Raw genomic sequence first — 21,256 nt, 5'->3', positions numbered from 1 at the left:
GTGGGGGCGCCTTACCAGGCCTCGGCGTAGTACGCCCCGGGCGCGGTGCCGTCCACGACCGCCCGAATCCGCGCCACCACGTCGGCCGGCAGGCTGTCGCGCCACTTGTTGGCGGATTTCAGCGGATCCTTGAACACGCTGTAGTAGTTGTCCTTGTCGGCGCGGGTGCTGTTGGAGATGAAGCACTCGGTCTGCGCCGCCCATTCCAGGCCGACGAACTCGAACATGCGCCGTGTCATCGCCTGCGGCTCGCGACAGACGTTCTCGTACGGCATCGGCAGGCAGCGATCGGGCAGGTCCGGCGCCAGCGCCGCCTCGTTGTAGATCACCCACCGCCAGGCCAGCCGCTCGACCGGGTGCATGGCCTTGAACGCGGGCAGATCAAGGCCGCGGCGGCGCGCCGGCGCGGTCGCCGCCAGGATCTCGTACAGGCCAAAATCCTCGCTGGCGGGATCGGCGGCCGTGAACTTGCCGGCCGACTCGCCGCGCAACACGGACGCCACAAAGCCGGCCGGATGGCGCAACAGGTGGATAGCCCGCGCCGCTGGCAATGCGGCCAGCAGCCACCGCAACCGCCCGAGCGATTCGATAGACTTCCACACCGGCTGCACGGTCGGGCTGTGTCCGGCCCGGCCGACCCACGGCAGCGGACACTCGCCGGCCAGCCGCGCGAGCAGCTTGGCGCTCCACACCGACGCCAGGAACGCCCGATTCCCAACCGCGCCCCAGTACGCCTTGGCGAACACCGGTGTCGAGGCGCGCACCTTGGCCTCGCGGGCACCCGGCAGGGTCGCCACGAAGGCATCGATGCGCTGCCGGTCGGCCGGGTCGACCGCGCCCTCGGGGAACATCGGCAGCCAGTTCAGGCGCCCCCAGCTGTCCGGCTCGTGCAGGTAAAGCGTTTGTGGGTGGCTGTCGAAAATCTTGCCGATCCAGGTCGTGCCCGACCGCGGCAGGCCAAACAACAACACAACGGGCTTGGACATTGACGAGCAGTGCCGATGGCGACGGGTGCGGCATGGTAAACGCTGCCACTGACGGACCGGCATGAGCGCGGCATCAATGCCGAGACCGGCCGCCGTCACCACACGCTGGGTGCGCGACGCGCCCGGGTTCGCCGCGCTGCACGCCGACTGGAACCGCCTGTGCGACGCCCTGCCGCAGGCCACGGTGTTCCACCGCCACGAGTGGTTCGCAGCGGCCTGGCAGTGGCAGCGCCACAGCCACGCGCTCAACATCCTGGTGGTCGAGTCCGGCGGCGTGCCGATCGGCATCGCACCGCTGGCGAGCACGCGCCCGCCGAACCCGCGATTGCTCGAATTCCTGACCGTGCCGGACAGCCAGTGCTGCGACCTGCTGGCGGCACCGCCCGACCTGCCCGCCGTCGCCGCCGCGCTGGCGGATGCCCTGCGCGAGGCGGCGTCGCAGTGGGACGAGCTGCGCCTGCGGCTGCTGCCCGCCGCGTCGCCTGCCGTCCCCGCACTGCACGCCGCGCTGCACGCAGCCGGCCTTCGCCCGGCCCGCGAGGCCGGCGGCTCGAACCCCTGCATCGACCTGTCCGGCACCTGGCATGACTACTACGCCACCCGCAGCCGGCGCCTGAAGAAAGGCAACAACCTGATCGCGAACCACCTGCAAAAGGCCGGCGCGGTCAAGCTGCAGCACATCGCCGGCGCGATCGACCCCGCTGCCGCCGACCGCCTGCTGGACACGCTCGCCGACATCTCCGCCAGGAGCTGGAAACAGCGCACCGGCAACACGCTGGATCAGCCCGGCCCACGCGCGTTTTTGGCCGCGCTGACGCGCACTGCCGCGGCCCGGGGCTGGCTGTCCGTGTGGCTGCTGACGCTCGACGACGCGGTCATCGCCACCGAATACCAGCTCCGATTCGGCGGGCGCGTGCACGCGCTGCGCTCGGACTTCGACCCCGCCCACGACAGCCTGTCGCCCGGCACCTACCTCAACTGGAAGCTGCTTGAAGCCTCGTTCGGCGGCGAGCACGTGCAGTACCTGTTCGGCCCCGGCGACAATCCGTACAAGCAGCGCTGGGCGCAGGACGCGCTGGCGCTCGGCACGCTGCGCGCCTGGAGCCCGTCGCTGCGCGGGCGGTTGCGCCACCTGTGGTTTGCGCGCCTGCGCCCGCTGGCCAAGCGCCTGCTGCGCCGCCCCGCCCCGACTGCCCCCAAACCAAGCACCACCAACCCGGCCGACGACACATGACAGCCCTGTCCGGCAGCCTTGGCGACAGCGCCATTCACACCGCGAGCGCCCCGACCTACAGCGCGCCGGACCTGACCGTGGCGCTGCTGGGCCAGCCGCGCTGGGCCGGCCAGCCGATGCCCGTGGACGACGTCGCCGCGTGTCTCGCCGAGGCCTTTCGCAGCCGCGGCGAGACCGCACTGACCGATCTGCACGGCCGCTTTGCCGTGGCCGTCGTGCACCCGCACACGCAAGAAGCGTGGCTGGCCACGGACCGCTTCGGCATCGAGGGCCTGTACGTGCGGGCGGATCACCACGGCATCGCCTGGTCGACGCACCTGCACGCGCTGGCGGGCGGCGCCCGGCTCGACCCGCAGGCGCTCTACGACTACGTCTATTTCCACTGCATCCCGGCGCCACGAACTATCTACACCGGCGTCTACAAACTGCCCGCCGGGCACGTGCTGCGCTGGCGTCCGGGGCACGATCCGCAACTGGCCCGCTACTGGCGGCCCGACTTCGCCGAGGACGAGACTCCCGCCGACACGGCCACGCTGACCGAGGCACTGCGCACGCTGCTCCGGCAGGCGGTCGAGCGGGCCAGCCACGGCGCCGGCACGGTCGGCGCCTACCTCAGCGGCGGCCTCGACAGCTCCAGCGTGGTGGCCGCCGCCGCTGGCCTGCGCGACGCGCCGCTACCGACCTTCTCGATCGGCTTCGATGCCGACGGCTACGACGAGCTGCCGTTCGCGCGCGTGGTCGCCGCGCAGTTCGGCACCCGCGCGCATGAACACTACGTCACGCCACAGGACGTGCTCGATGCGCTGCCGGTGCTGGCGGCCGGCTACGAGCAGCCGTTCGGCAACGCGTCCGTCATTCCGGCCTACCAGTGCGCGCGCCTGGCGCGCGAGCACGGGGTGGATACGCTGCTGGCGGGCGACGGCGGCGACGAGGTCTTCGGCGGCAACGCGCGCTATGCGAAGCAGGGCCGCTTCGAGCGCTACGGGCGCGTGCCGCGCTGGCTGCGGCGCGGCCTGATCGAGCCGCTCGCCGTGCCGCTCGCGAACCGCGTGCCGGTGCTCGGCAAGCTCGGCAGTTACGTGAAACAGGCGCGCATCGCGCTGCCAGCGCGGCTGCAGACGTACAACCAGCTCGAACGGCTGGGGCCGCAGACGGTATTCAGCGGCGATTTTCTCGCCAGCATCGACCGCGACGAGCCGCTGCATGCGCTGCAAGCCGAATACGCCGCCGTCCCGGCGCAGCATTACGTGAACCGCCTGCTGGCGCTCGACGCCCGGTTCACGCTGGCCGACAACGACCTGCCGAAGGTGGTCGGCACGGCCGCGCTCGCCGGCGTGTCGGTGGCGTTTCCGATGCTGGACGAGGTGCTGGTCGCCTTCGGCTATCGCCTGCCGATCCCCCACAAGGTGCACGGCCAGGCGCTGCGGCCGCTGTTCCGGGCGGCCATGCAAGGCGTGCTGCCGCCGCAGACGCTCGCCAAGTCCAAGCACGGCTTCGGGCTGCCGTTTGGCGTGTGGCTCGGCAGCCACGGCGGCCTGCAGGAACTGGCCGACGACAGCCTGACCGCGCTGGGCACGCGCGGCTGGTTCGACGACGCCTTCCTGCGCCGCCTGCGGGACGAGCTGCACGGCACCCACCTCGCCTACTGGGGCGAGCTGGTGTGGGTGCTGGTGATGCTCGAACAGTGGCTGCGGCAGCACGCCGCCGCGCCGCCCGGCAGCGACTGCTAGACTCGGTTGCGGGTCTCGCCATCCGCCTTTTGCACCGAACCGACCATGCCCGGAACCGCGCTACGCCTGCTGCCTGCCAAACCGGCCCACGCCGCGGCCGTGGCACAACTGGTGCGGATCGGCCTGCCGGCAAGCCAGCATCCGCGGTGGGATGCCGCGCGCCTCGCCCGGCGCATCCGCAGCCCGAACAGCGCGCTGGTGCTGGCCGTGTCGGATCGCTACCTGACCGGCGCCGCCGTGGTCGATCTGCTCACCGACCAGGCGCAGCTCTCGCTGCTGGTGGTGCACCCGCAGTACCGGCGCATCGGCGTTGGCAGCGCGCTGCTGGGTTGGGTCGAGACCACCGCCAGCACCGCCGGCCTGTTCACGCTGCAACTGAAGCTTGAAGCCAGCAACGGCGCCGGGCGGGCGTTCTGCTTTGCGCACCAGTTTCGCGAGCGCGGCCGGCTGCCGTCGTTCTATGCCGATGGCACCGCCGCCGTGCGGCTGGTGCGGGACCTGCGGGTGAATTCCGAGCCCGCCTGAGCACGCCGTCATAGCCCCCCCCCGGAGGATCTGCCCATGCGCACACTGCTGACCCTGCTCGCCGCCTGCCTGCTGGCCACCGCGGCGCAGGCCGTGTCGCTCGCCGATCTGTCCGCGGGCGACGCCTCCGGCGGCCTGAAGGACGCCCTCACGCAGGGCGCCGGCAAGGCCGTCGGCCTGCTCGGCCGGCCAGATGGATTCCTGGACGATTCGCGGGTGCGCATCGGCCTGCCGGGCAAGCTGCGCAAGGCCGAAGGGCTGCTGCGCCAGCTCGGCCTCGGCAACCAGACCGACGAGCTGATCACCACCATGAATCGCGCCGCCGAGGCCGCCGTGCCGGCGGCCAGGCCGCTGCTGGTGGACGCCATCCGGCAGATGACCGTCAGCGACGCCCGGGCCATCCTGACCGGCGGCGACGATGCCGCCACGCGCTACTTCGAGCGCACCACGTCCGAGCCGCTGGGGGAGAAGTTCAAACCGATCGTCAGCCAGGCGATGGCGAAGCTGAACCTGAACCAGAAATTCCAGGCGCTGGCCGGCCAGGCCGGCCCGCTCGGCATGGTCAAGGACCCGAACGGGTACCTGGAGGACTACGTCACCCGTAAGACCATGGACGGGCTGTTCCTGATGATTGCGCAGGAAGAGAAGGCCATCCGCAAGAACCCGGCGAGCGCCGCCGGCAGCCTCGCCAGGAAGGTGTTCGGCGCGCTGTAAGACACCGCATCTGCGGGCGCGGGATCGCCCTTCAGGCCGCAGCGCCGCTGCGGCCGACGCCGTGGTAATCGAAGCCGCGCGCGGCCATCTGCGCCGGGTCGTAGACGTTGCGCAGGTCCACCACCACGCGCCCCGCCATACGCCGCGCCACCTCGTCGAGGTCGAGGCCGCGGTACTCGTTCCACTCGGTCATCAGTACCAGCGCGTCGGCGCCGTCTAGCGCGGCATACGGATCGGCCACGTACTCGACCGCGCTTGGCAACAGGCTGCGCGCTTCCGGCACGCCCTTCGGGTCGTGCGCGCGGATGCGCGCGCCGCGGTCCAGCAGCGGCGGCAGGATGGCCAGCGCCGGTGCCTCGCGCATGTCGTCGGTGTTCGGCTTGAAGGTCAGGCCCAGCACGGCGATGGTCTTGCCGGCCTCACTGCCGCCGAGCGCCTGACGGATCTTCAGCACCATGCGCGCCTTCTGCGCGGCGTTGACCTCGACCACCGCCTCCACGATGCGCGACGGCGTGCCGGCCTCCTGCGCCATGCGGATCAGCGCCAGCGTGTCCTTCGGAAAACACGAGCCGCCGTAGCCCGGCCCCGGGTGCAGGAACTTGCGCCCGATGCGGCCGTCGAGGCCAATGCCGCGCGCCACGTCGTGCACGTCGGCGCCGGCGTGCTCGCACAGCTGCGCCATCTCGTTGATGAAGCTGATCTTGGTGGCCAGGAACGCGTTCGCTGCGTACTTGATCAGCTCCGCCGTCTCGAGGCCGGTCACGACGATCGGCGTCTCGATCAGGTTCAGCGGCCGGTACAGCTCGCGCAGCAGCGCCTCGGCGCGCGGGCTTTCCACGCCCAGCACCACGCGGTCCGGGCGCATGAAATCGCCGATCGCCGCGCCCTCGCGCAGGAATTCCGGGTTCGACGCCACGTCGAAATCGGCGGTCGGACTCACCTCGTGCACGATGCGCCCGACCTGCCGCGCCGTGCCCACCGGCACGGTGGATTTGTCGACGATGACGGTGTAGCCGGTCAGGTGCTCGGCCACCTGCCGCGCCGCCGCGTAGACGTAGCTGAGATCGGCGTGGCCGTCGCCGTGCCGGCTCGGCGTGCCGACCGCGATGAACACCAGATCCGCCGCGCGCACCGCGGCCGGCAGGTCGGTGGTGAACTTCAGGCGCCCGGCGCTGGCGTTGCGCGCCACCAGCTCGTCGAGACCCGGCTCGTAGATGGGGATTTCGCCCCGCCGCAGGCGCTCGATCTTGCCCGGATCGATGTCCACGCACACCACGTCGGCGCCGAAATCCGCAAAGCAGGCGCCGGACACGAGGCCCACATAGCCGGTGCCAATCATCACCACGTTCATGCGTCAGCAAACTCCCTTGAACAAACCGACCACGCAGCCGGCGCGCATGATCGCATGCGCAGTTTGCCGAGCGCTGACGGCGACCGGCACGCCCACCAGGCTGCGTTAAATTAGCCGCGCACCGCCTGGAGCCGACATGACCGACGCCGGATTCGCCCGCCTGCGGGCTTACGAGAACGCGCTGTACCACTGCGCCACCTGCAACTACTGCGTGTCGGCAACGTGGTCCGAACGCGGCATCGACGGCGTGTGCGCCACGCTGCGCGGCCACACGCCGGCGGCGTCGCATTCCGGCAAGGGGTATCTGGCCACCGCCCGCGCGCTGCTGGAGGGCGAGGCGCTGGATCTGCCCACCGTCGCCGAGCGGGCGTACGCCTGCACCACCTGCGGCAACTGCGAGGCGGTGTGTCCGATCGGCATGCCGCCGACCACGGTGCTGAAGGCGCTGCGCGCCGAGTTGGCAGATCGCAAGCTTGCGCCCGGCGGCGCCGTCGCCATCCGCGACGCGGTGCTGCGCCAGCAAAACCCGTGGGCTGCGCCGGCCGTGCAGGGCACGGACTGGAGCCTCGGCCTCGATCCGCACCCGCGGCCGAACCTGTGGCTGCTGCCCGGCTGCGCCGCCGCGCACCGCCACCCGGCCGAGGCGCGCGCGGCGGCGCAGTTGCTCGGCGTGATCGGTTACGACGTGGCGTGGTCCACCGAGCCCACCTGCTGCGGCGCGCCGCTGTCGGCGCTCGGCTTTGTGGATGCGGCCGCCGGCCAGCACGCGGCGCTGGCAGCGGGCACACCCTCGCTTGCGCGCGCCGTGCTGGGCGGCGAGTGCCTGGCCGAACTGCGCGCCGCAGGACAGCCCGCCACGGCCGTGCTGGAGCTGCTGCACGCGGCGCTGCACGACGGCCGGCTCGAAGCCGCTGCGCGCGGCGACTCGCCGCCGCCCGCCGTGGTGGCCGTGCTGGACGGCTGCCATGTATCCAAGCCGCATCATGGCCTCGCCGATCTCGACGCCCCCCGCTTGCTGCGCGAGGTGCTCGCCAAGCTTGGCGTGCAGGTTTCGCAGGCCCCGGCCGCGCCGCGCTACGCGGTGTGCTGCGGCGCCGCCGGCGGCATGGCGCAGCTGCACCCGGCCTCGGCCGCGCGCATGGCGGCGGCGCATCTGGCCGGCATCGACGAATACGGCGCCGCGGCGCTGATCAGCGCCAGCCCGCTGTGCGCCGGGCATCTGTCCGACCACGCCGGCGGGCAGTTTCCGGTGTACGGCATCTGCGAGTTCATCGCCGCCCACTTTGCCGTCGCGGGGCCGGACCTGTGACCCGCTCGGTGAGCTGGCAGGACGCGATCAGCGCGCTGCTGCCGCCGGGGCTCGCCTGGCAGGAGCCGGTCGACACCCTCGCCTACCGGCGCGACACGTCCATCGTCACGCCCGGCCGGCCGGATCTGGTGGTGCGACCGCTCGACGCGCCGACGGTCGGCCGCGTGCTCGCCGCCGCCAGCCGGCTGAACGTGCCCGTGTACTCACGCGGCGCCGGTTCCATGTACGCCGGCGGCGTGAACCCGCAGGCCGGCGGACTGGTGCTGGATCTGGGCGGCCTCGACCGCGTGCTCGACATCGACACCGTCAAGGGCGTGGTGGTGCTGGAGCCCGGCGTCACGTTTGGCGCGCTGGCGGCGGCGCTCGAACCGTTCGGGCAGACCATCGGCATCGTGCCGTCCACCGGTGCTGCCGCCACCGTCGGCGGCGCGGTCAGCGCGCACGCGCTCGGCACCGGTTCACCGCGCTTTCAGAGCATGGGCGACGAGGTGGCCGGGCTCGAAGTGGCGCTCGCCGACGGCAGCTTCATCCGCACCGGCAGCGCCGCCGCGCACGACGCGGGGTTCTTTCATCGCTACGGCATCGGCCCGGATCTGACGGGCCTGTTCATCGGCGCCGACGGCACGCTTGGCGTGATCACCAAGATCGCGCTGTGGCTGCACCCACTGCCGGTGCACCGCGAAACCGGCTGCCTTGGCTTCGCCGACTATCCGTCCGCGGCGGCGTTTCTCGGCGAGCTGCAACGCAAGGCGCTGCTGGACAACGTCTGGTACGGCGCCGGTTACGACGCCATGGCGGTGCGCGGCCGGCTGCTGGGTGCCGATCCGGGCCTCGACCCGACCACCCTGCCGCGCTTCGTGCTGGGCATCGACTACGGCGGCGAGGCCGACGCCGTGGCGCGGGACCGCGCGCGCATCGAGGCGCTCGCCGCCCACTACGGCGGCCAGCCACAGCCGCGCTTCGACGAGGTGTATTTTCATAACCTGCGCCGGGACGAGCTGTACTGGTACTCGTACGCCGGGTACTTCGCCAAGTCGCGCTGCGCGATGGTGATGGCCTCGCTGCCCACCGACGCGCTGCCGGCGTTCCTGGACCAGGCGCAACGCTGGCGTGAGCGCCACCCGCAGTTCGCCTGGGCGAGCGCCACCGTGCTGTGCCGGCGCGGCCTGCACGGTGCGGTGCTGACCTTCTACGACGAGCAAAGCCAGTGGGCGGACGTGCAGCAGGTGGTGGCGGGCTGCACGGCGGAGCTGATGGCGATCGGCTGCGTGCCCTACAAGAGCGGCAAGCTGTGGGCCGCGCAGGTGAGCAAGCTCACCGAGTACCAGCGCGCCGTCGCGCGCATCAAGGCGGCGCTGGACCCGGCCGGCGTGCTGGCGCCCGGGAATCTGGGTCTCGGCGGCGGCCCGAGCGCTACTTGACCAGCAGCACCGGCCGATCGGCGAGGTGCAGCACCTCGCTCGCCACCGAGCCCAGCAGCGCGCCCTTGACGCCGCCCAGGCCGCGCGTGCCCATGACGATCTGGTCGCAACCGTGGCTCTCGGCGAACTCGGCGACGGTGGCGGCGACATCGCCCACCACCACGTGCGATTCGGCCGCCACGCCGTGTTGCGCGAGGAGCGCCTCCACGGGCTCAAGTGCGCCCCGCGCCTCGTCCCGGTAATAGCCGTCGAGCGCCTCCTGACTCAGAAACCGTCGCACGAGCCCCGAGGCGACCGGTGGCTGCACGTTCAGCACCAGCACTGTGGGCGGAGTGGTCAACTGCGCGCGCAGTGCGGCGACGTACTGGGCGGCGCGCAGCGCGTGCTCGGAGCCGTCGACGGCCAGTAGCAGTTTCATTGCGTGCGCTCCTTGTCAGATTCGCCCTGGGCGCTGGCGAGCGGCACCTCGTGCGCCGGCACCGCGTGCCGGGCCGCCAGCCACTTGCCGACCACCACCACCAGCACCGCGCCCAGCAGCGGCGCCACGCGGTGCGCGTACGGCACTGCCTGTTGCAGCCAGGCGTGCACAAAGCCGTCGGTCACCATCATCTCGGCGGCCACATAACCCAGCAATGCCGCGCCGATGACGATGATGACCGGGTAACGGTCCATCAACCGCAGCAGCACGGCGCTGCTGAAGATGATGAGCGGAATGCTGATGGCGAGCCCCAGGATCAGCAGCAGCGCGCTGCCCTTGGCCGCCGCCGCGATGCCGACCACGTTGTCGAGGCTCATCGCCACGTCGGCCACCAGGATGGTGCGCACGGCACCGGACAGCGTTGTGGCGGACGGCCCGTCGTGGCCACCCTCCGCCCCTTGCGGCCGCAGCAGGCTGACGCCGATCCATAGCAACAGCAGGCCGCCGGCGAGCTTGAGCCCGGGATAGGTGAGCAGCGCCGCCGCCACCAGCGCCAGCACCACGCGCATGGCGATCGCGGCACCGGTTCCGAGCAGCACCGCCCGGCGTCGCTGCTCCGGTGGCAGGCCGCGCGAGGCGAGCGCGATCACCACCGCGTTGTCGCCCGACAGCACGATGTCGATGCCGATGATTTGCAGCAGCGCGATCCAGAACGCGCCACCGGTGGGGATTTCGTGCATGGGTATGGCCGTCGCGAAGGGCCGCGCATTCTAACCGGCGCGCCTCGGGAGTATTGTTGCAGTACCGCGCGAGACCGCACGGGCACACACGCGGGGCGCAAGCCCCCAACGCGCGGCGCCAGACAGGTACCGCCCCACCCGGAGGAGACGACATGGCCGAATTCACCCGCAGCGAAGCGAAAGCCTGGGCCAAAAAACGCGTGCGCGATTTCTACGCCGCGCCGATCACGCCGCTGACCAAGGACTTCCAACTCGACGAAGCCGGCATCCGCGAGAACATCGAGGCCTACATCGAGTGGGGCGTCGATGGTCTGGTGGTCGGCGGCTTCGCCAACGAGACCTGGAACATGCGCCCGGAATGGTGGTATCGCCTGCACGAGATCACGGCCGACGCCGTACGCGGGCGGACGGACCTTTGGACCATCATCCTCGACCCCTGCGCCGAGGTGTGTCTGGACAAGCTCAAGCACGTCGAGAAGCTTGGCTTCTCTGGCGCCGAGCTGATGAACCCGATGACGCAGCTGCGCGGCGACGACGAGATATACAACTTCTTCAAGTACATCACCGACCGCAGCGACCTGGGCATCTGCCTCTACCGCACGCCAGTGTCAGGCAAGGTAATGGGGCTCGACCTGCTGAAGCGCCTGGTCGATATCCCGACCGTGGTGTGCACCAAGCAGGGCAACCTCAACCGCGCCGAGTCGCTGCTGCTGCGGCGCGAGCTGCGGGACGACTTCATCGTGTCGGACCCGACCGAGCACTTTTTCCTCGACGACCTGCGCGAAGGCGGCCAGGTGCTGTTCGCCGAGTTCTCGTACCTCATCTACGGGCGCAAGCGCTCGGTGCTGCGCTCGTATGTGCAGAAGGCCCGCGCCGGTGACTTCGAGGGCGCCTATCCCGAGTGGAAGAGCCTGCGGCCGATCTGGCACCTGTACGAGGACGAGTTCATGAACCCGCTCATCCGCACGGCGTCCTACGCGTCGTTGATGTCGGTGATCAAGATCTGGTGCGAGACGCTGGGCCTTAAGGCTGGGCCGATGAAGCCGCCGGTCGAGCACCTGCCGCCGGCCGACCGCGAGCGCCTGGTCGGGCGCATCAAGGAACTGGGACTGGTGTGAGACAAGGATGACGGCATCGGCGGCGGACAAGCGCCACGCCGCCGATGCGGCACACAAAAAAAGCCGGGGCATGCCCGGCTTTTTTTGTGTCAGCGAAGCCGACCTCAATCGGCCGTGGCGGATTCCCGCGCCGGCCGATCCACCAGCTCCACGTACGCCATCGGCGCCGCGTCGCCCGGCCGAAAGCCGCACTTGAGGATGCGCAAATACCCGCCGGGGCGCGCCGCGTAGCGCGGACCGAGTTCGCCGAACAGCTTGCTGACGGCGTCCTTGTCGCGCACGCGGGCGAACACCAGGCGCCGGTTGGCGACTGAGTCCACCTTGGCGCGCGTGATCAGCGGCTCGACCACCCGCCGCAGCTCCTTGGCCTTGGGCAGCGTGGTGCGGATCAGTTCCTGCTCGACCAGCGCGGCCGCCATGTTCTTGAACATGGCCGTGCGGTGGCTGCTGTTGCGGCCGAGCTTGCGGCCGGACTTTCTGTGTCGCATGTCTTAAACCTCGTCGGTGCCGCGGCGGCGCGTCAGGAAATCATCTCGGTCGGGCGCGGCAGGTTGGCCGGCGGCCAGTTCTCCAGACGCATACCGAGCGACAGGCCGTGGCGAGCCAGGATTTCCTTGATCTCGTTCAGCGATTTCTTGCCCAGATTCGGCGTGCGCAGCAGATCGGCCTCCGTGCGCTGGATCAGGTCGCCGATGAAATGGATGTTCTCGGCCTTCAGGCAGTTGGCCGAGCGCACGGTGAGTTCCAGCTCTTCTACCGGCTGCACCAGGATCGGGTCGATGTCGCCCACCGCCTCGCGGCTGCGACCGGCGGCGGCGCCGCCCTGCAGGTCGACGAACACGGCGAACTGCTCGTACAGGATGGTCGCGGAGCGGCGAATGGCCTCTTCCGGGTCGATGGTGCCGTTCGACTCGATGTCGATGATCAGCTTGTCAAGATCGGTGCGCTGTTCGACGCGGGCCGCCTCGACGCTGTAGCTCACCTGGCGCACCGGGCTGTACAGCGCATCCAGACGCAGCGCGCCGATCGGCGGCAGATCCTCGCCCTCGTCCGCCACGGCCGCCGGCTGGTAGCCGCGACCGGTGCGCACGGTCAGCGTCATGTCGAGCTTGCCGGACCCGATCAGCGTGGCCAGGTACACGTCCTTGTTCACGACCTCGACGTCGTGGCTGACTTCGATATCGGCGGCGGTGACCACGCCCGGGCCCTTCTTCAACAGGCGCACGGTGGCCTCGTCGCGCCCGCTCAGGCGCACCGCCACACCCTTCAGGTTCAGCAGCAGCTCGATCACGTCCTCCTGCATGCCTTCGAGCGTCGTGAACTCGTGCAGGGCGCCGTCGATCTGTACCTCGGTGATGGCCGCGCCGGGCAGCGAGGACAGCATCACCCGCCGCAGCGCGTTGCCCAGCGTGTGGCCGAAACCACGCTCCAGCGGCTCCAGGGTGACCTTGGAGTGCGTGGCCGACAGGCGCTCGACCTTGACCAGTTTGGGCTTCAGAAACTCGTGTACGGATGACTGCATGATGAACACGCTCGCTGCGTTGGCTGGTGCCGATGACTCACTGGCGACGGGCCGACCCGATCAGTCGCCCGCGCACGAACCGCGTCTTAAACGCGGCGCTTCTTGGGCGGACGGCAACCGTTGTGCGGAATCGGCGTCACGTCGGTAATGCTCAGAATCTTGAAGCCGCCATTGTTCAGCGACCGCACGGCGGAATCGCGACCCGGACCCGGACCGTTGACCACCACGTCCAGCGTCTTGACGCCGAATTCCTGCGCCTTGCTGCCGGCGCGGTCGGCGGCGACCTGCGCGGCGAACGGCGTCGACTTGCGCGAGCCCTTGAAGCCGCAGGAGCCTGCGGTCGCCCAGGACAGCGCGTTACCCTGCCGGTCGGTGATCGTGATGATGGTGTTGTTGAACGACGCGTGCACGTGCGCGACGCCCTCCGAAACGCTCTTCTTGACGCGCTTTCGCGTCTTGCTGGTGCCGGGCTTGGCCATGGCGCGATCCTATGGAATGACTGTGTGAATGATGGGCCGGCGCTTACTTGCGGATCGGCTTGCGCGGGCCCTTGCGGGTGCGCGCGTTGGTGCGCGTGCGCTGGCCGCGCACCGGCAGGCCGCGCCGGTGGCGCAGCCCCCGGTAGGTGCCCAGATCCATCAGGCGCTTGATGTTGATCTGCAGCTCGCGGCGCAGGTCGCCCTCGACCGTGAACTTGCCGACCTCGCGGCGCAGCGCCTCGATTTCCGCTTCGCTCAGATCCCGGATGCGGCGAGCCGGCTCGATCTGCGCCGCGGCGCAGATTTCCAGCGCCCGGGTGTCACCGACGCCATAGATCGACGTCAGCGCGACGCGCGTGTGCTTGTGGTCGGGAATGTTGATACCAGCAATACGAGCCATTTACCGAACTCCAGAAATCCTGTGCGGGCCGAGCCGACTCAGCCCTGCCGCTGCTTGTGCCGGGCTTCGACACAAATCACGCGAACGACGCCCTTGCGCCGGATGATCTTGCAGTTGCGGCAAAGCTTCTTCACCGATGCGCGAACTTTCACTGTCCTGACTCCAAATCGATGGAAACACTGAAAAACTCCATCCCTGGAACTTTTTCAGTTCGCCGCATCGCGGTACACGCCCGCGATGCGCTACCTGCATCGATGGCTTACGCCTTCGCTGCAGGCCGGGGCATCCTGCCCCGCTCGGGAAAGCGCCGGATAAATCTGCGCTTCCCTAGCGACCGCCGAACAAACCGCCGGCGCCGCGACCCTTCAAATTGGCCTTCTTCATCAGGCCCTCGTACTGGTGGCTCATGACGTGGGTCTGCACCTGCGCCATGAAATCCATGATCGTGACCACCACGATCAGCAGCGACGTGCCACCGAAGTAGAACGGCACGTTCCAGTACACGATCATGAACTCCGGCAGCAGGCACACCAGCACGATGTACGCCGCGCCGGCCACCGTCAGGCGCGTCACCACGCCGTCGATATACCGCGCCGTCTGCTCGCCGGGCCGCACGCCAGGCAACACCGCCTGCGAGCGCTTGAGGTTATCCGCCGTGTCCTTGGGGTTGAAGACCACCGCGGTGTAGAAAAAACAAAAGAACACGATGCCGGCCGCATACAGCAGCACATAAAGCGGCTGCCCCGGCGACAGTGCCGTGGTGACGTGCCGCAGCCACGACAGCGCGCCGTCGCCACTGCCCGCCCAGCTCGCCAGCGTGGACGGGAACAACAGGATGCTGGAGGCGAAGATGGCCGGGATCACGCCCGCCATGTTCAGCTTCAGCGGCAGGTGGCTGGTCTGCGCAGCGTACATGCGCTGACCCTGCTGGCGCTGGGCGTAATTGACGGTGATCCGCCGCTGGCCGCGCTCCACGAACACCACGAACGCCGTCACGCCAAGAATCACCAGCAGCAGCAGCAACACCACCGCGCCACCGAGCTCGCCGGTGCCGACCAGCTCCAGCGTCCCGCCGAAGGCACCCGGCAGGCCGGCCACGATGCCGGCAAAAATCAACAGCGAAATGCCGTTGCCGATGCCGCGCTCGGTCACCTGCTCGCCGAGCCATAGCAAAAACATGCTGCCGGCCACCAGCGTCGACACGGCAATCAACCGGAACGCAAGCCCGGGGTCGATCACCACGCTCATGCCGCCCGCGGTCTGGCTCTCCAGCGCGATCGCGATGCCGAGCGCCTGGAACAGCGCCAGCACCACGGTGCCGTAACGCGTGTACTGCGTCAGCTTGCGCCGCCCGGCGGCGCCTTCCTTGCGCAGTTCCTCCAGCGTCGGCAACACGCTGCTGAGCAGCTGCACGATGATCGAGGCCGAGATGTACGGCATCACGCCAAGCGCAAAGATCGACAACCGCTCCAGCGCCCCGCCCGAGAACATGTTGAACATGTCGAGCACGGTGCCGCGCTGCGCCTCGAACATCGCCGCCAACGCCTGCGGGTTGATGCCCGGCACCGGCACGTGCGCGCCTAGGCGAAACACCAGCAGCGCGCCGATGACGAACAGCATCCGCCGCCGCAGCTCGGCAAACTTGCCGAGCCCGCCGAGCGTGGCCGGGTTGGCGGCGCGCGTAGCCATCAGGCTTCTTCGATGCTCCCGCCGGCCTGCTCGATCACGGTGCGCGCGCCGGCCGTCACGGCCACGCCCTTCAGGCGCACCGGGCCCGACAGATCACCGGACACGATCACCTTGGCGCGCTTGGCCTCGCGCGGCACCACGCCGGCGAGCTTGAGCGCGTCAAGATCGATAACCTCGGCCTGCACCAGACGCAGCTCGGAGAGGCGCACCTCGGCGCAGTCGTCACGCGTGCGGGAGTTGAAACCGCGCTTCGGCAGGCGGCGCTGCAGCGGCATCTGGCCGCCTTCGAAACCCACCTTGTGGTAGCCGCCGGCGCGGGCGTGCTGACCCTTGTGACCGCGACCGGCGGTCTTGCCAAGGCCGGAGCCGATGCCGCGACCGAGCCGCCGGCGCGCCGTGCGCGAACCCTCGGCGGGCTTCAGGGTGTCAAGACGCATCAGACTTCCTCCACCTTGAGCAGGTAGCTCACCTTACGGATCATGCCGCGCACGGCCGGGGTGTCTTCCAGCTCGCGCTGGCTGCCGATGCGGCGCAGACCGAGGCCGGTCACGCAGGCGTCGTGCACGCGGCCGCGGCCGGAGCGGCTGCGGATCAGTGTCACGCGTACTTTCTTGGTGGTGCTCATACCAGCAGGTCTTCCACGTTGAGGCCACGGCGCATGGCGATGGCGTCCGGCGATTCCATGCCGACCAGGCCGGCGATGGTGGCCATGACCACGTTCACCGGGTTGCTGCTGCCGATGCACTTGGCGAGCACGTCGCGCACGCCGAGTGCCTCGAACACGGCGCGCATGGCGCCGCCGGCGATGATGCCGGTGCCTTCCGAGGCCGGCTGCATGTACACCTTGGCCGCACCGTGGCGGGCGGTGATCGGGTAGTACAGCGTGCCGCCATTCAGCGGCACGCGCACCATGTCGCGGCGCGCCGCGTCCATGGCCTTCTGGATCGCCACCGGCACCTCGCGGGCCTTGCCCTGGCCGAAGCCGACCCGGCCGTCGCCGTCGCCGACCACGGTCAGCGCCGCGAAGCCGAACTGCCGGCCGCCCTTGACCACCTTGGCCACGCGACGGACGTTGATCAGCTTCTGGACTTCGTTTGTTTCGTATGCCTGTTCAGCTCGCGCCATGACCAGCTCCTAGAATTGCAGGCCGGCTTCGCGGGCGGCGTCCGCCAAAGCCTTGACACGGCCGTGAAACATGAACCCGCTGCGGTCGAATGCGACCTTGTCGACGCCCGCCTGCTGCGCGCGCTCGGCGACGATGCGGCCGACGAGGCGTGCCGCATCGACATTGCCGGTGTGCCCGAGCTGCTCGGCGAGCGCTTTTTCAAGCGTGCTCGCCGCCGCCAGCACGCGCCCGCCCGAGGCGTCGATGACCTGTGCGTAGGTATGCCGCGGCGTGCGATGTATGCACAGCCGCACCACGCCCAGCTTGCGAATCTGTGCCCGCGTGGCGCGTCCGCGCCGCAGCCTCTTGACCTTCTTTTCCATTTCCCGCTTACCTGCTGCTGGCGTCCGTTACTTCTTCTTCTTGGTCTCTTTACGAGCCACGACTTCGTCGGAGTACCGGATGCCCTTGCCCTTGTACGGTTCCGGCGGACGGACCGCCCGAACATTCGCTGCGAACTGCCCGACCCGCTGGCGATCGGCGCCGCGCACCACCACCTGCGTCTGCGTCGGCGTCTCGACCTGCAAACCTTCCGGCACCGGCATGTCGACCGGGTGCGAGTAACCGACCGCGATGTTGAGCACCGGGCCCTTCATCGCCACGCGGTAGCCGACGCCGACCAGGTCCAGCGTGCGCGCGAAGCCCTCGCTGCACCCCTTGACCATGTTCGCGATCAGCGCCCGCGCCGTGCCGGCCTGCGCCCACGCCGACGGGGTTTCCTCGCGCACGCCGATGCGCAGCGTGCCGCTCTCGTTGGTGACCTCGACATCGCTGTGCAGCGCCTGCGAGAGGCTGCCCTTGGCGCCTTTCACCTGGATCTGCTGCGCCGACAGCGTGACTTCCACGCCCTTGGGCAGCGGGATGGGACTCTTGGCAACTCTAGACATGGGACTGATCCGTCAGGAAACCAGGCACAGCACTTCGCCGCCGACGCCGGCGCGACGCGCGGCACGGTCCGACATCACGCCCTGCGGGGTCGACACGATGGCAACGCCGTAGCCGCCCAGCACGCGCGGCAGCTCGTCCTTGCCGCGGTACATGCGAAGCCCCGGGCGGCTCGCCCGGCGCAGCGTGCGAATGGCGGGCTTGCCCTCGACGTACTTGAGGCTCACCGTCAGCACAAGCCGGCCTTCGGCGTCGGCCACGGCATAGCCGCTGATGAAGCCTTCGCTCTTGAGCACCTCGGCCACCGCCACCTTGAGGGTGGACGAAGGCATGACAACGTCCGCATAGCGACGCGCCTGGGCGTTACGCACCCGCGTCAGCATGTCGGCAATCGGGTCCATGATGGTCATATCGTGTCCCCGCCCTTACCAGCTGGCCTTGACCATGCCCGGCACATCGCCGCGCATGGACGCTTCGCGCAGCTTGTTGCGCCCGAGACCGAACTTCCGATACACGCCGTGCGCACGGCCGGTGGCCTTGCAGCGCTCGACCACGCGCACCGGGCTCGCGTCACGCGGCAGCTTCTGCAGCGCGAGCTGCGCCGCGTAGCGCTCCTCGTCGGACAGGTTCACGTTGACGGCGGCGGCCTTCAACTCGGCGCGGCGCGCGGCGTACTTGCGCACCAGCGCGGCGCGCCGGTCGTTACGGTTGATCACAGACTTCTTGGCCACGATACGGTGTCCTTTAGCCCCGGAAGGGGAAATTGAAGGCGGCCAGCAGCGCGCGGCCGTGCTCGTCGTTCTCGGCGGTGGTTGCGATCGACACGTCAAGCCCGCGAATCTTGTCGACCTTGTCGAAGTCGATCTCGGGAAAGATGATCTGCTCGCTGAGACCCATGTTGTAGTTGCCGCGGCCGTCGAAGCCGCGCGACGACAAACCACGGAAGTCACGGATGCGCGGCGCGGCGATGCTGATGAAGCGGTCGAGAAACTCGTACATGCGGTCGCGGCGCAGCGTCACCTTGCAGCCGATCGGCCAGCCTTCGCGAATCTTGAAGCTCGCCACGGCCTTGCGGGCCTTGGTCACCAGCGGCTTCTGACCGCTGAGCAGCGTCATGTCGGCGACGGCGGCGTCGAGCGCCTTCTTGTCGGCCGCCGCCTCGCCCACGCCCATGTTCAGCGTGATCTTCACGAGCCGCGGAATGGCCATCACGTTGTCGATGCCGAGCTCGCTCTGCAAGCGCGGCATGACGACCTGTTTGTAATGCTGTTCAAGCCTGGTCATGTGCATCGGCCGACCTCAGTCGACCACCTCGCCGTTGGATTTGGTGAACCGCACCTTGCGGCCGTCCTCAAGCACGCGAAAGCCGATGCGATCGGCGCGCTGCGTGGCCTTGTTGAAATAGGCCACGTTCGAGATGTGCAGCGGCATTTCCTTTTCGAGGATGCCGCCCTGCTGGCCGGCCATCGGGTTCGGCTTGACGTGCTTCTTGACGACGTTCACGCCCTCGACCACCACCTTGTCGTCGCCGGCCATGCGGACCACCTGGCCCCGCTTGCCCTTGTCACGACCGGTAATGACGATGACCTCGTCGCCTCGCTTGATCTTGCGCATCGGCAAACCCTCAGAGCACTTCCGGTGCCAGCGACACCAGACGCATGAACTGCTCGGTACGCAGCTCGCGCGTCACCGGGCCAAAGATGCGCGTGCCGATCGGCGCGCCCTGGTTGTTCAGCAGCACCACGGCGTTGCTGTCGAAGCGGATCTTCGAGCCGTCGCTGCGGCGCACGCCGTGCACGGTGCGCACGACCACGGCGCGGTAGACCTCGCCCTTCTTGACCTTGCCGCGCGGGATGGCGTCCTTGACGCTGACGCGGATCACGTCACCCACGCCCGCGTAGCGGCGCTTGGAGCCACCCAGCACCTTGATGCACATCACCCGTCGCGCGCCGCTGTTGTCCGCCACGTCGAGGTGGCTTTGCATCTGAATCATGTCCGTCTCCGCTTACCGGCCGCGCTCAAGCACCAACCCGCTCGATCACCTCGACCAGACGCCAGGTCTTGGTCTTGGAAATGGGCCGGCACTCCTCTATCCGCACCAGATCGCCGATCTGGCAGGCGTTGTCGGCATCGTGCGCGTGGAATTTCTTCGAGCGCCGCAGGTACTTCTTGTACAGCGGGTGCTGCTCGCGGGTTTCCACCAGCACGCTGATGGACTTGTCCATCTTGTCGCTGACCACCCGCCCCACCAGCGTGCGGCGACTTTGGGTTTCTTGCGTCATGCGCTTGCCTGCGAAGCCTGTTCTTGCATAAGGGTCTTGATGCGCGCCACGTCGCGCCGCAGCGCGCGAAAACGCGCCGGCTGCGCCAGCTGCCCGGTGGCGCGCTGCACGCGCAGATTGAGGTGCTCGCGGTGCAGCTCAATCAGCATCTTGTTCAGTTCCGCGGCCGACTTGCCGCGCAGTTCGGCCATCTTCATGCCGCAAGCCCCCGCTTCACGAAGGTGGTGCGCACGGCGAGCTTGGCCGCGGCCAGCGCCATGGCCTCACGCGCCACCGCCTCATCCACACCTTCCATCTCGTACAGCACCTTGCCGGGCTGGATCTCGGCCACCCAGTACTCGACGGCGCCCTTGCCCTTGCCCATGCGGACTTCGAGCGGCTTCTTCGAGATCGGCTTATCAGGGAACACCCGGATCCAGATCTTGCCGCCACGACGCACGTGGCGGCTGATGGCGCGGCGCGCCGCCTCAATCTGGCGGGCGGTAATCCGACCGCGGCTGACCGCCTTCAGGCCGTACTCGCCGAAGCTGACGGCATTACCGACCAGGGCCAGACCCCGATTACGGCCCTTGAACTGCTTGCGGAATTTGGTCCGCTTAGGCTGCAACATCGTGCTTCCCCTGTACCTCAGGCGCCGGAGCCGACGACGCCGTCCGCGCCGTCCGCACCGTCACCCTTGTAGATCCAAACCTTGACGCCGATGATCCCGTAGGTCGTCTTCGCTTCGGCGGTGCCATAGTCGATGTTGGCCTTGAAGGTGTGCAGCGGCACCCGGCCTTCGCGGTACCACTCGCTGCGCGCGATCTCGGCGCCGTTCAGGCGACCGGCCACGTTGATGCGGATGCCCTGCGCGTGCAGGCGCATGGCATTGCTCACCGCCCGGCGCATGGCGCGGCGGAACATGATGCGCCGCTCCAGCTGCTGGGCCACGCTCTCGGCCACGAGGTACGCGTCGAGCTCCGGGCGGCGAATCTCCTCGACGCTGATGTGCACCGGGATGCCCATCCGCTCGCCGACCAGGCGGCGCAGCTTCTCGATGTCGTCGCCCTTCTTGCCGATGACGATGCCGGGCCGCGCGGTGTGGATGATCACCCGGGCGTTCTGCGCCGGGCGCTCGATCTCGATGCGGCTCACCGACGCGTGCGCCAGGTGCTTGCGCAGCAGCGCCCGCACGGCGATGTCCGCGTTCAGGTTGTCGGCGAACGTGCGACCGTGGGCATACCAACGCGAGTTGTGGTCCTTGACCACGCCCAGGCGGATGCCGGTCGGATGAACTTTCTGTCCCATG

31 protein-coding genes are annotated in these 21,256 nt (G+C 69.1%); 7 read left to right on the top strand and 24 right to left on the bottom strand.

Features of this window, described 5'->3' with window-relative positions; all coding sequences use genetic code 11:
- Positions 1-11 precede the first annotated feature (11 nt).
- A complete protein-coding gene (locus tag AB7F93_RS03600) occupies positions 12-986 on the bottom strand; it encodes a sulfotransferase (RefSeq protein WP_428301515.1) in 975 nt (324 codons plus the stop codon).
- Between the two features lie 76 nt (positions 987-1,062).
- On the opposite strand from AB7F93_RS03600, the gene AB7F93_RS03595 reads away from it, so the two are divergent.
- From AB7F93_RS03595 to AB7F93_RS03580, 4 genes are read left to right on the top strand one after another with little or no spacing between them, the layout of a single operon-like run.
- Positions 1,063-2,220, top strand: a complete 1,158-nt coding sequence (locus tag AB7F93_RS03595) for a GNAT family N-acetyltransferase (RefSeq protein WP_428301514.1) — start codon at positions 1,063-1,065, stop codon at positions 2,218-2,220.
- Positions 2,217-3,950 carry an asparagine synthetase B family protein gene (locus AB7F93_RS03590; RefSeq protein ID WP_428301513.1) on the top strand — a complete coding sequence of 578 codons (1,734 nt, stop codon included), beginning with the start codon at positions 2,217-2,219 and terminating at the stop codon, positions 3,948-3,950. Before AB7F93_RS03595 ends, AB7F93_RS03590 begins: the two co-directional genes overlap by 4 nt.
- A 45-nt stretch (positions 3,951-3,995) precedes the next feature.
- Entirely contained in the window at positions 3,996-4,475 is a 480-nt protein-coding gene (locus AB7F93_RS03585) for a GNAT family N-acetyltransferase (RefSeq protein WP_428301512.1), read from the top strand.
- A 36-nt stretch (positions 4,476-4,511) separates the two neighbouring features.
- Positions 4,512-5,189: a DUF4197 domain-containing protein gene (locus AB7F93_RS03580; protein WP_428301511.1), complete on the top strand. Its 678-nt coding sequence runs from the start codon at positions 4,512-4,514 to the stop codon at positions 5,187-5,189.
- Between the two features lie 31 nt (positions 5,190-5,220).
- Here the strand turns inward: AB7F93_RS03580 and AB7F93_RS03575 are convergent, their stop codons facing one another.
- Positions 5,221-6,540: a UDP-glucose dehydrogenase family protein gene (locus tag AB7F93_RS03575; RefSeq protein ID WP_428301510.1), complete on the bottom strand. Its 1,320-nt coding sequence runs from the start codon at positions 6,538-6,540 to the stop codon at positions 5,221-5,223.
- A 136-nt stretch (positions 6,541-6,676) separates the two neighbouring features.
- Between AB7F93_RS03575 and AB7F93_RS03570 the strand changes: the two genes are divergently transcribed.
- On the top strand, positions 6,677-7,849 hold the full coding sequence (locus AB7F93_RS03570; RefSeq protein ID WP_428301509.1) for a (Fe-S)-binding protein: 1,173 nt from the start codon (positions 6,677-6,679) through the stop codon (positions 7,847-7,849).
- Positions 7,846-9,270 (top strand): FAD-binding oxidoreductase, encoded by a 1,425-nt coding sequence (locus tag AB7F93_RS03565; RefSeq protein WP_428301508.1) that lies wholly within the window; start codon positions 7,846-7,848, stop codon positions 9,268-9,270. The genes AB7F93_RS03570 and AB7F93_RS03565 overlap by 4 nt, the downstream gene beginning before the upstream one ends.
- On the opposite strand, the gene AB7F93_RS03560 is transcribed toward AB7F93_RS03565, so the two are convergent.
- Together AB7F93_RS03560 and AB7F93_RS03555 are read right to left on the bottom strand one after the other, a co-directional pair.
- Entirely contained in the window at positions 9,263-9,688 is a 426-nt protein-coding gene (locus tag AB7F93_RS03560; RefSeq protein ID WP_428301507.1) for a universal stress protein, read from the bottom strand. The genes AB7F93_RS03565 and AB7F93_RS03560 overlap by 8 nt on opposite strands.
- Positions 9,685-10,428 (bottom strand): TerC family protein, encoded by a 744-nt coding sequence (locus AB7F93_RS03555; protein ID WP_428301506.1) that lies wholly within the window; start codon positions 10,426-10,428, stop codon positions 9,685-9,687. The genes AB7F93_RS03560 and AB7F93_RS03555 overlap by 4 nt, the downstream gene beginning before the upstream one ends.
- A gap of 152 nt (positions 10,429-10,580) precedes the next feature.
- Here AB7F93_RS03555 and AB7F93_RS03550 point away from each other — a divergent pair, with 152 nt between their 5' ends.
- A complete protein-coding gene (locus AB7F93_RS03550; RefSeq protein WP_428301505.1) occupies positions 10,581-11,546 on the top strand; it encodes a dihydrodipicolinate synthase family protein in 966 nt (321 codons plus the stop codon).
- Positions 11,547-11,650: 104 nt separating this feature from the next.
- Here the strand turns inward: AB7F93_RS03550 and rplQ are convergent, their stop codons facing one another.
- The 20 genes from rplQ to rpsC all read right to left on the bottom strand — a co-directional run bounded on the left by rplQ (position 11,651) and on the right by rpsC (position 21,255).
- Positions 11,651-12,034, bottom strand: coding sequence for a 50S ribosomal protein L17 (gene rplQ / locus AB7F93_RS03545; protein WP_428301504.1), 384 nt, complete (start codon positions 12,032-12,034; stop codon positions 11,651-11,653).
- Between the two features lie 32 nt (positions 12,035-12,066).
- Positions 12,067-13,068: a DNA-directed RNA polymerase subunit alpha gene (locus AB7F93_RS03540; RefSeq protein ID WP_428301503.1), complete on the bottom strand. Its 1,002-nt coding sequence runs from the start codon at positions 13,066-13,068 to the stop codon at positions 12,067-12,069.
- Between the two features lie 86 nt (positions 13,069-13,154).
- Entirely contained in the window at positions 13,155-13,547 is a 393-nt protein-coding gene (rpsK, locus tag AB7F93_RS03535; protein WP_428301502.1) for a 30S ribosomal protein S11, read from the bottom strand.
- A 43-nt stretch (positions 13,548-13,590) separates the two neighbouring features.
- Positions 13,591-13,947 (bottom strand): 30S ribosomal protein S13, encoded by a 357-nt coding sequence (gene rpsM / locus AB7F93_RS03530; RefSeq protein WP_428301501.1) that lies wholly within the window; start codon positions 13,945-13,947, stop codon positions 13,591-13,593.
- Between the two features lie 38 nt (positions 13,948-13,985).
- Positions 13,986-14,099, bottom strand: coding sequence for a 50S ribosomal protein L36 (gene rpmJ, locus AB7F93_RS03525; protein WP_075968177.1), 114 nt, complete (start codon positions 14,097-14,099; stop codon positions 13,986-13,988).
- Positions 14,100-14,274: 175 nt separating this feature from the next.
- Positions 14,275-15,636 (bottom strand): preprotein translocase subunit SecY, encoded by a 1,362-nt coding sequence (gene secY / locus AB7F93_RS03520; RefSeq protein ID WP_428301500.1) that lies wholly within the window; start codon positions 15,634-15,636, stop codon positions 14,275-14,277.
- Entirely contained in the window at positions 15,636-16,073 is a 438-nt protein-coding gene (gene rplO / locus AB7F93_RS03515; protein ID WP_428301499.1) for a 50S ribosomal protein L15, read from the bottom strand. The genes secY and rplO overlap by 1 nt, the downstream gene beginning before the upstream one ends.
- Positions 16,073-16,261, bottom strand: coding sequence for a 50S ribosomal protein L30 (gene rpmD / locus AB7F93_RS03510; protein WP_428301498.1), 189 nt, complete (start codon positions 16,259-16,261; stop codon positions 16,073-16,075). Before rpmD ends, rplO begins: the two co-directional genes overlap by 1 nt.
- Positions 16,258-16,761 (bottom strand): 30S ribosomal protein S5, encoded by a 504-nt coding sequence (gene rpsE, locus AB7F93_RS03505; protein ID WP_428301497.1) that lies wholly within the window; start codon positions 16,759-16,761, stop codon positions 16,258-16,260. Before rpsE ends, rpmD begins: the two co-directional genes overlap by 4 nt.
- 9 nt (positions 16,762-16,770) lie before the next feature.
- The gene (rplR, locus tag AB7F93_RS03500) at positions 16,771-17,124 is read right to left on the bottom strand and encodes a 50S ribosomal protein L18 (protein WP_428301496.1); all 354 of its coding nucleotides are present in this window, start codon (positions 17,122-17,124) and stop codon (positions 16,771-16,773) included.
- 27 nt (positions 17,125-17,151) lie between these two features.
- Entirely contained in the window at positions 17,152-17,688 is a 537-nt protein-coding gene (rplF, locus tag AB7F93_RS03495; RefSeq protein WP_428301495.1) for a 50S ribosomal protein L6, read from the bottom strand.
- Between the two features lie 12 nt (positions 17,689-17,700).
- The gene (gene rpsH, locus AB7F93_RS03490) at positions 17,701-18,096 is read right to left on the bottom strand and encodes a 30S ribosomal protein S8 (protein WP_428301494.1); all 396 of its coding nucleotides are present in this window, start codon (positions 18,094-18,096) and stop codon (positions 17,701-17,703) included.
- A 15-nt stretch (positions 18,097-18,111) separates the two neighbouring features.
- Positions 18,112-18,417: a 30S ribosomal protein S14 gene (rpsN, locus tag AB7F93_RS03485; protein ID WP_428301493.1), complete on the bottom strand. Its 306-nt coding sequence runs from the start codon at positions 18,415-18,417 to the stop codon at positions 18,112-18,114.
- Positions 18,418-18,430: 13 nt separating this feature from the next.
- Complete coding sequence (rplE, locus tag AB7F93_RS03480) at positions 18,431-18,970, bottom strand: 50S ribosomal protein L5 (RefSeq protein ID WP_428301661.1); 540 nt, start codon at positions 18,968-18,970, stop codon at positions 18,431-18,433.
- Positions 18,971-18,985: 15 nt separating this feature from the next.
- Positions 18,986-19,300: a 50S ribosomal protein L24 gene (rplX, locus tag AB7F93_RS03475; protein WP_428301492.1), complete on the bottom strand. Its 315-nt coding sequence runs from the start codon at positions 19,298-19,300 to the stop codon at positions 18,986-18,988.
- A gap of 10 nt (positions 19,301-19,310) precedes the next feature.
- Positions 19,311-19,679, bottom strand: a complete 369-nt coding sequence (gene rplN / locus AB7F93_RS03470) for a 50S ribosomal protein L14 (protein WP_428301491.1) — start codon at positions 19,677-19,679, stop codon at positions 19,311-19,313.
- 25 nt (positions 19,680-19,704) lie between these two features.
- A complete protein-coding gene (gene rpsQ / locus AB7F93_RS03465) occupies positions 19,705-19,968 on the bottom strand; it encodes a 30S ribosomal protein S17 (RefSeq protein ID WP_428301490.1) in 264 nt (87 codons plus the stop codon).
- Positions 19,965-20,159 (bottom strand): 50S ribosomal protein L29, encoded by a 195-nt coding sequence (gene rpmC / locus AB7F93_RS03460; RefSeq protein ID WP_428301489.1) that lies wholly within the window; start codon positions 20,157-20,159, stop codon positions 19,965-19,967. The genes rpsQ and rpmC overlap by 4 nt, the downstream gene beginning before the upstream one ends.
- 2 nt (positions 20,160-20,161) lie before the next feature.
- Complete coding sequence (gene rplP, locus AB7F93_RS03455) at positions 20,162-20,578, bottom strand: 50S ribosomal protein L16 (RefSeq protein WP_428301488.1); 417 nt, start codon at positions 20,576-20,578, stop codon at positions 20,162-20,164.
- A 17-nt stretch (positions 20,579-20,595) separates the two neighbouring features.
- The gene (gene rpsC / locus AB7F93_RS03450; RefSeq protein WP_428301487.1) at positions 20,596-21,255 is read right to left on the bottom strand and encodes a 30S ribosomal protein S3; all 660 of its coding nucleotides are present in this window, start codon (positions 21,253-21,255) and stop codon (positions 20,596-20,598) included.
- Position 21,256 lies beyond the last annotated feature (1 nt).

This window comes from Immundisolibacter sp., from assembly GCF_050250495.1.
Taxonomy (GTDB): Bacteria; Pseudomonadota; Gammaproteobacteria; order Immundisolibacterales; family Immundisolibacteraceae; genus Immundisolibacter.
This window is presented reverse-complemented; position numbering and strand designations above follow the sequence as displayed.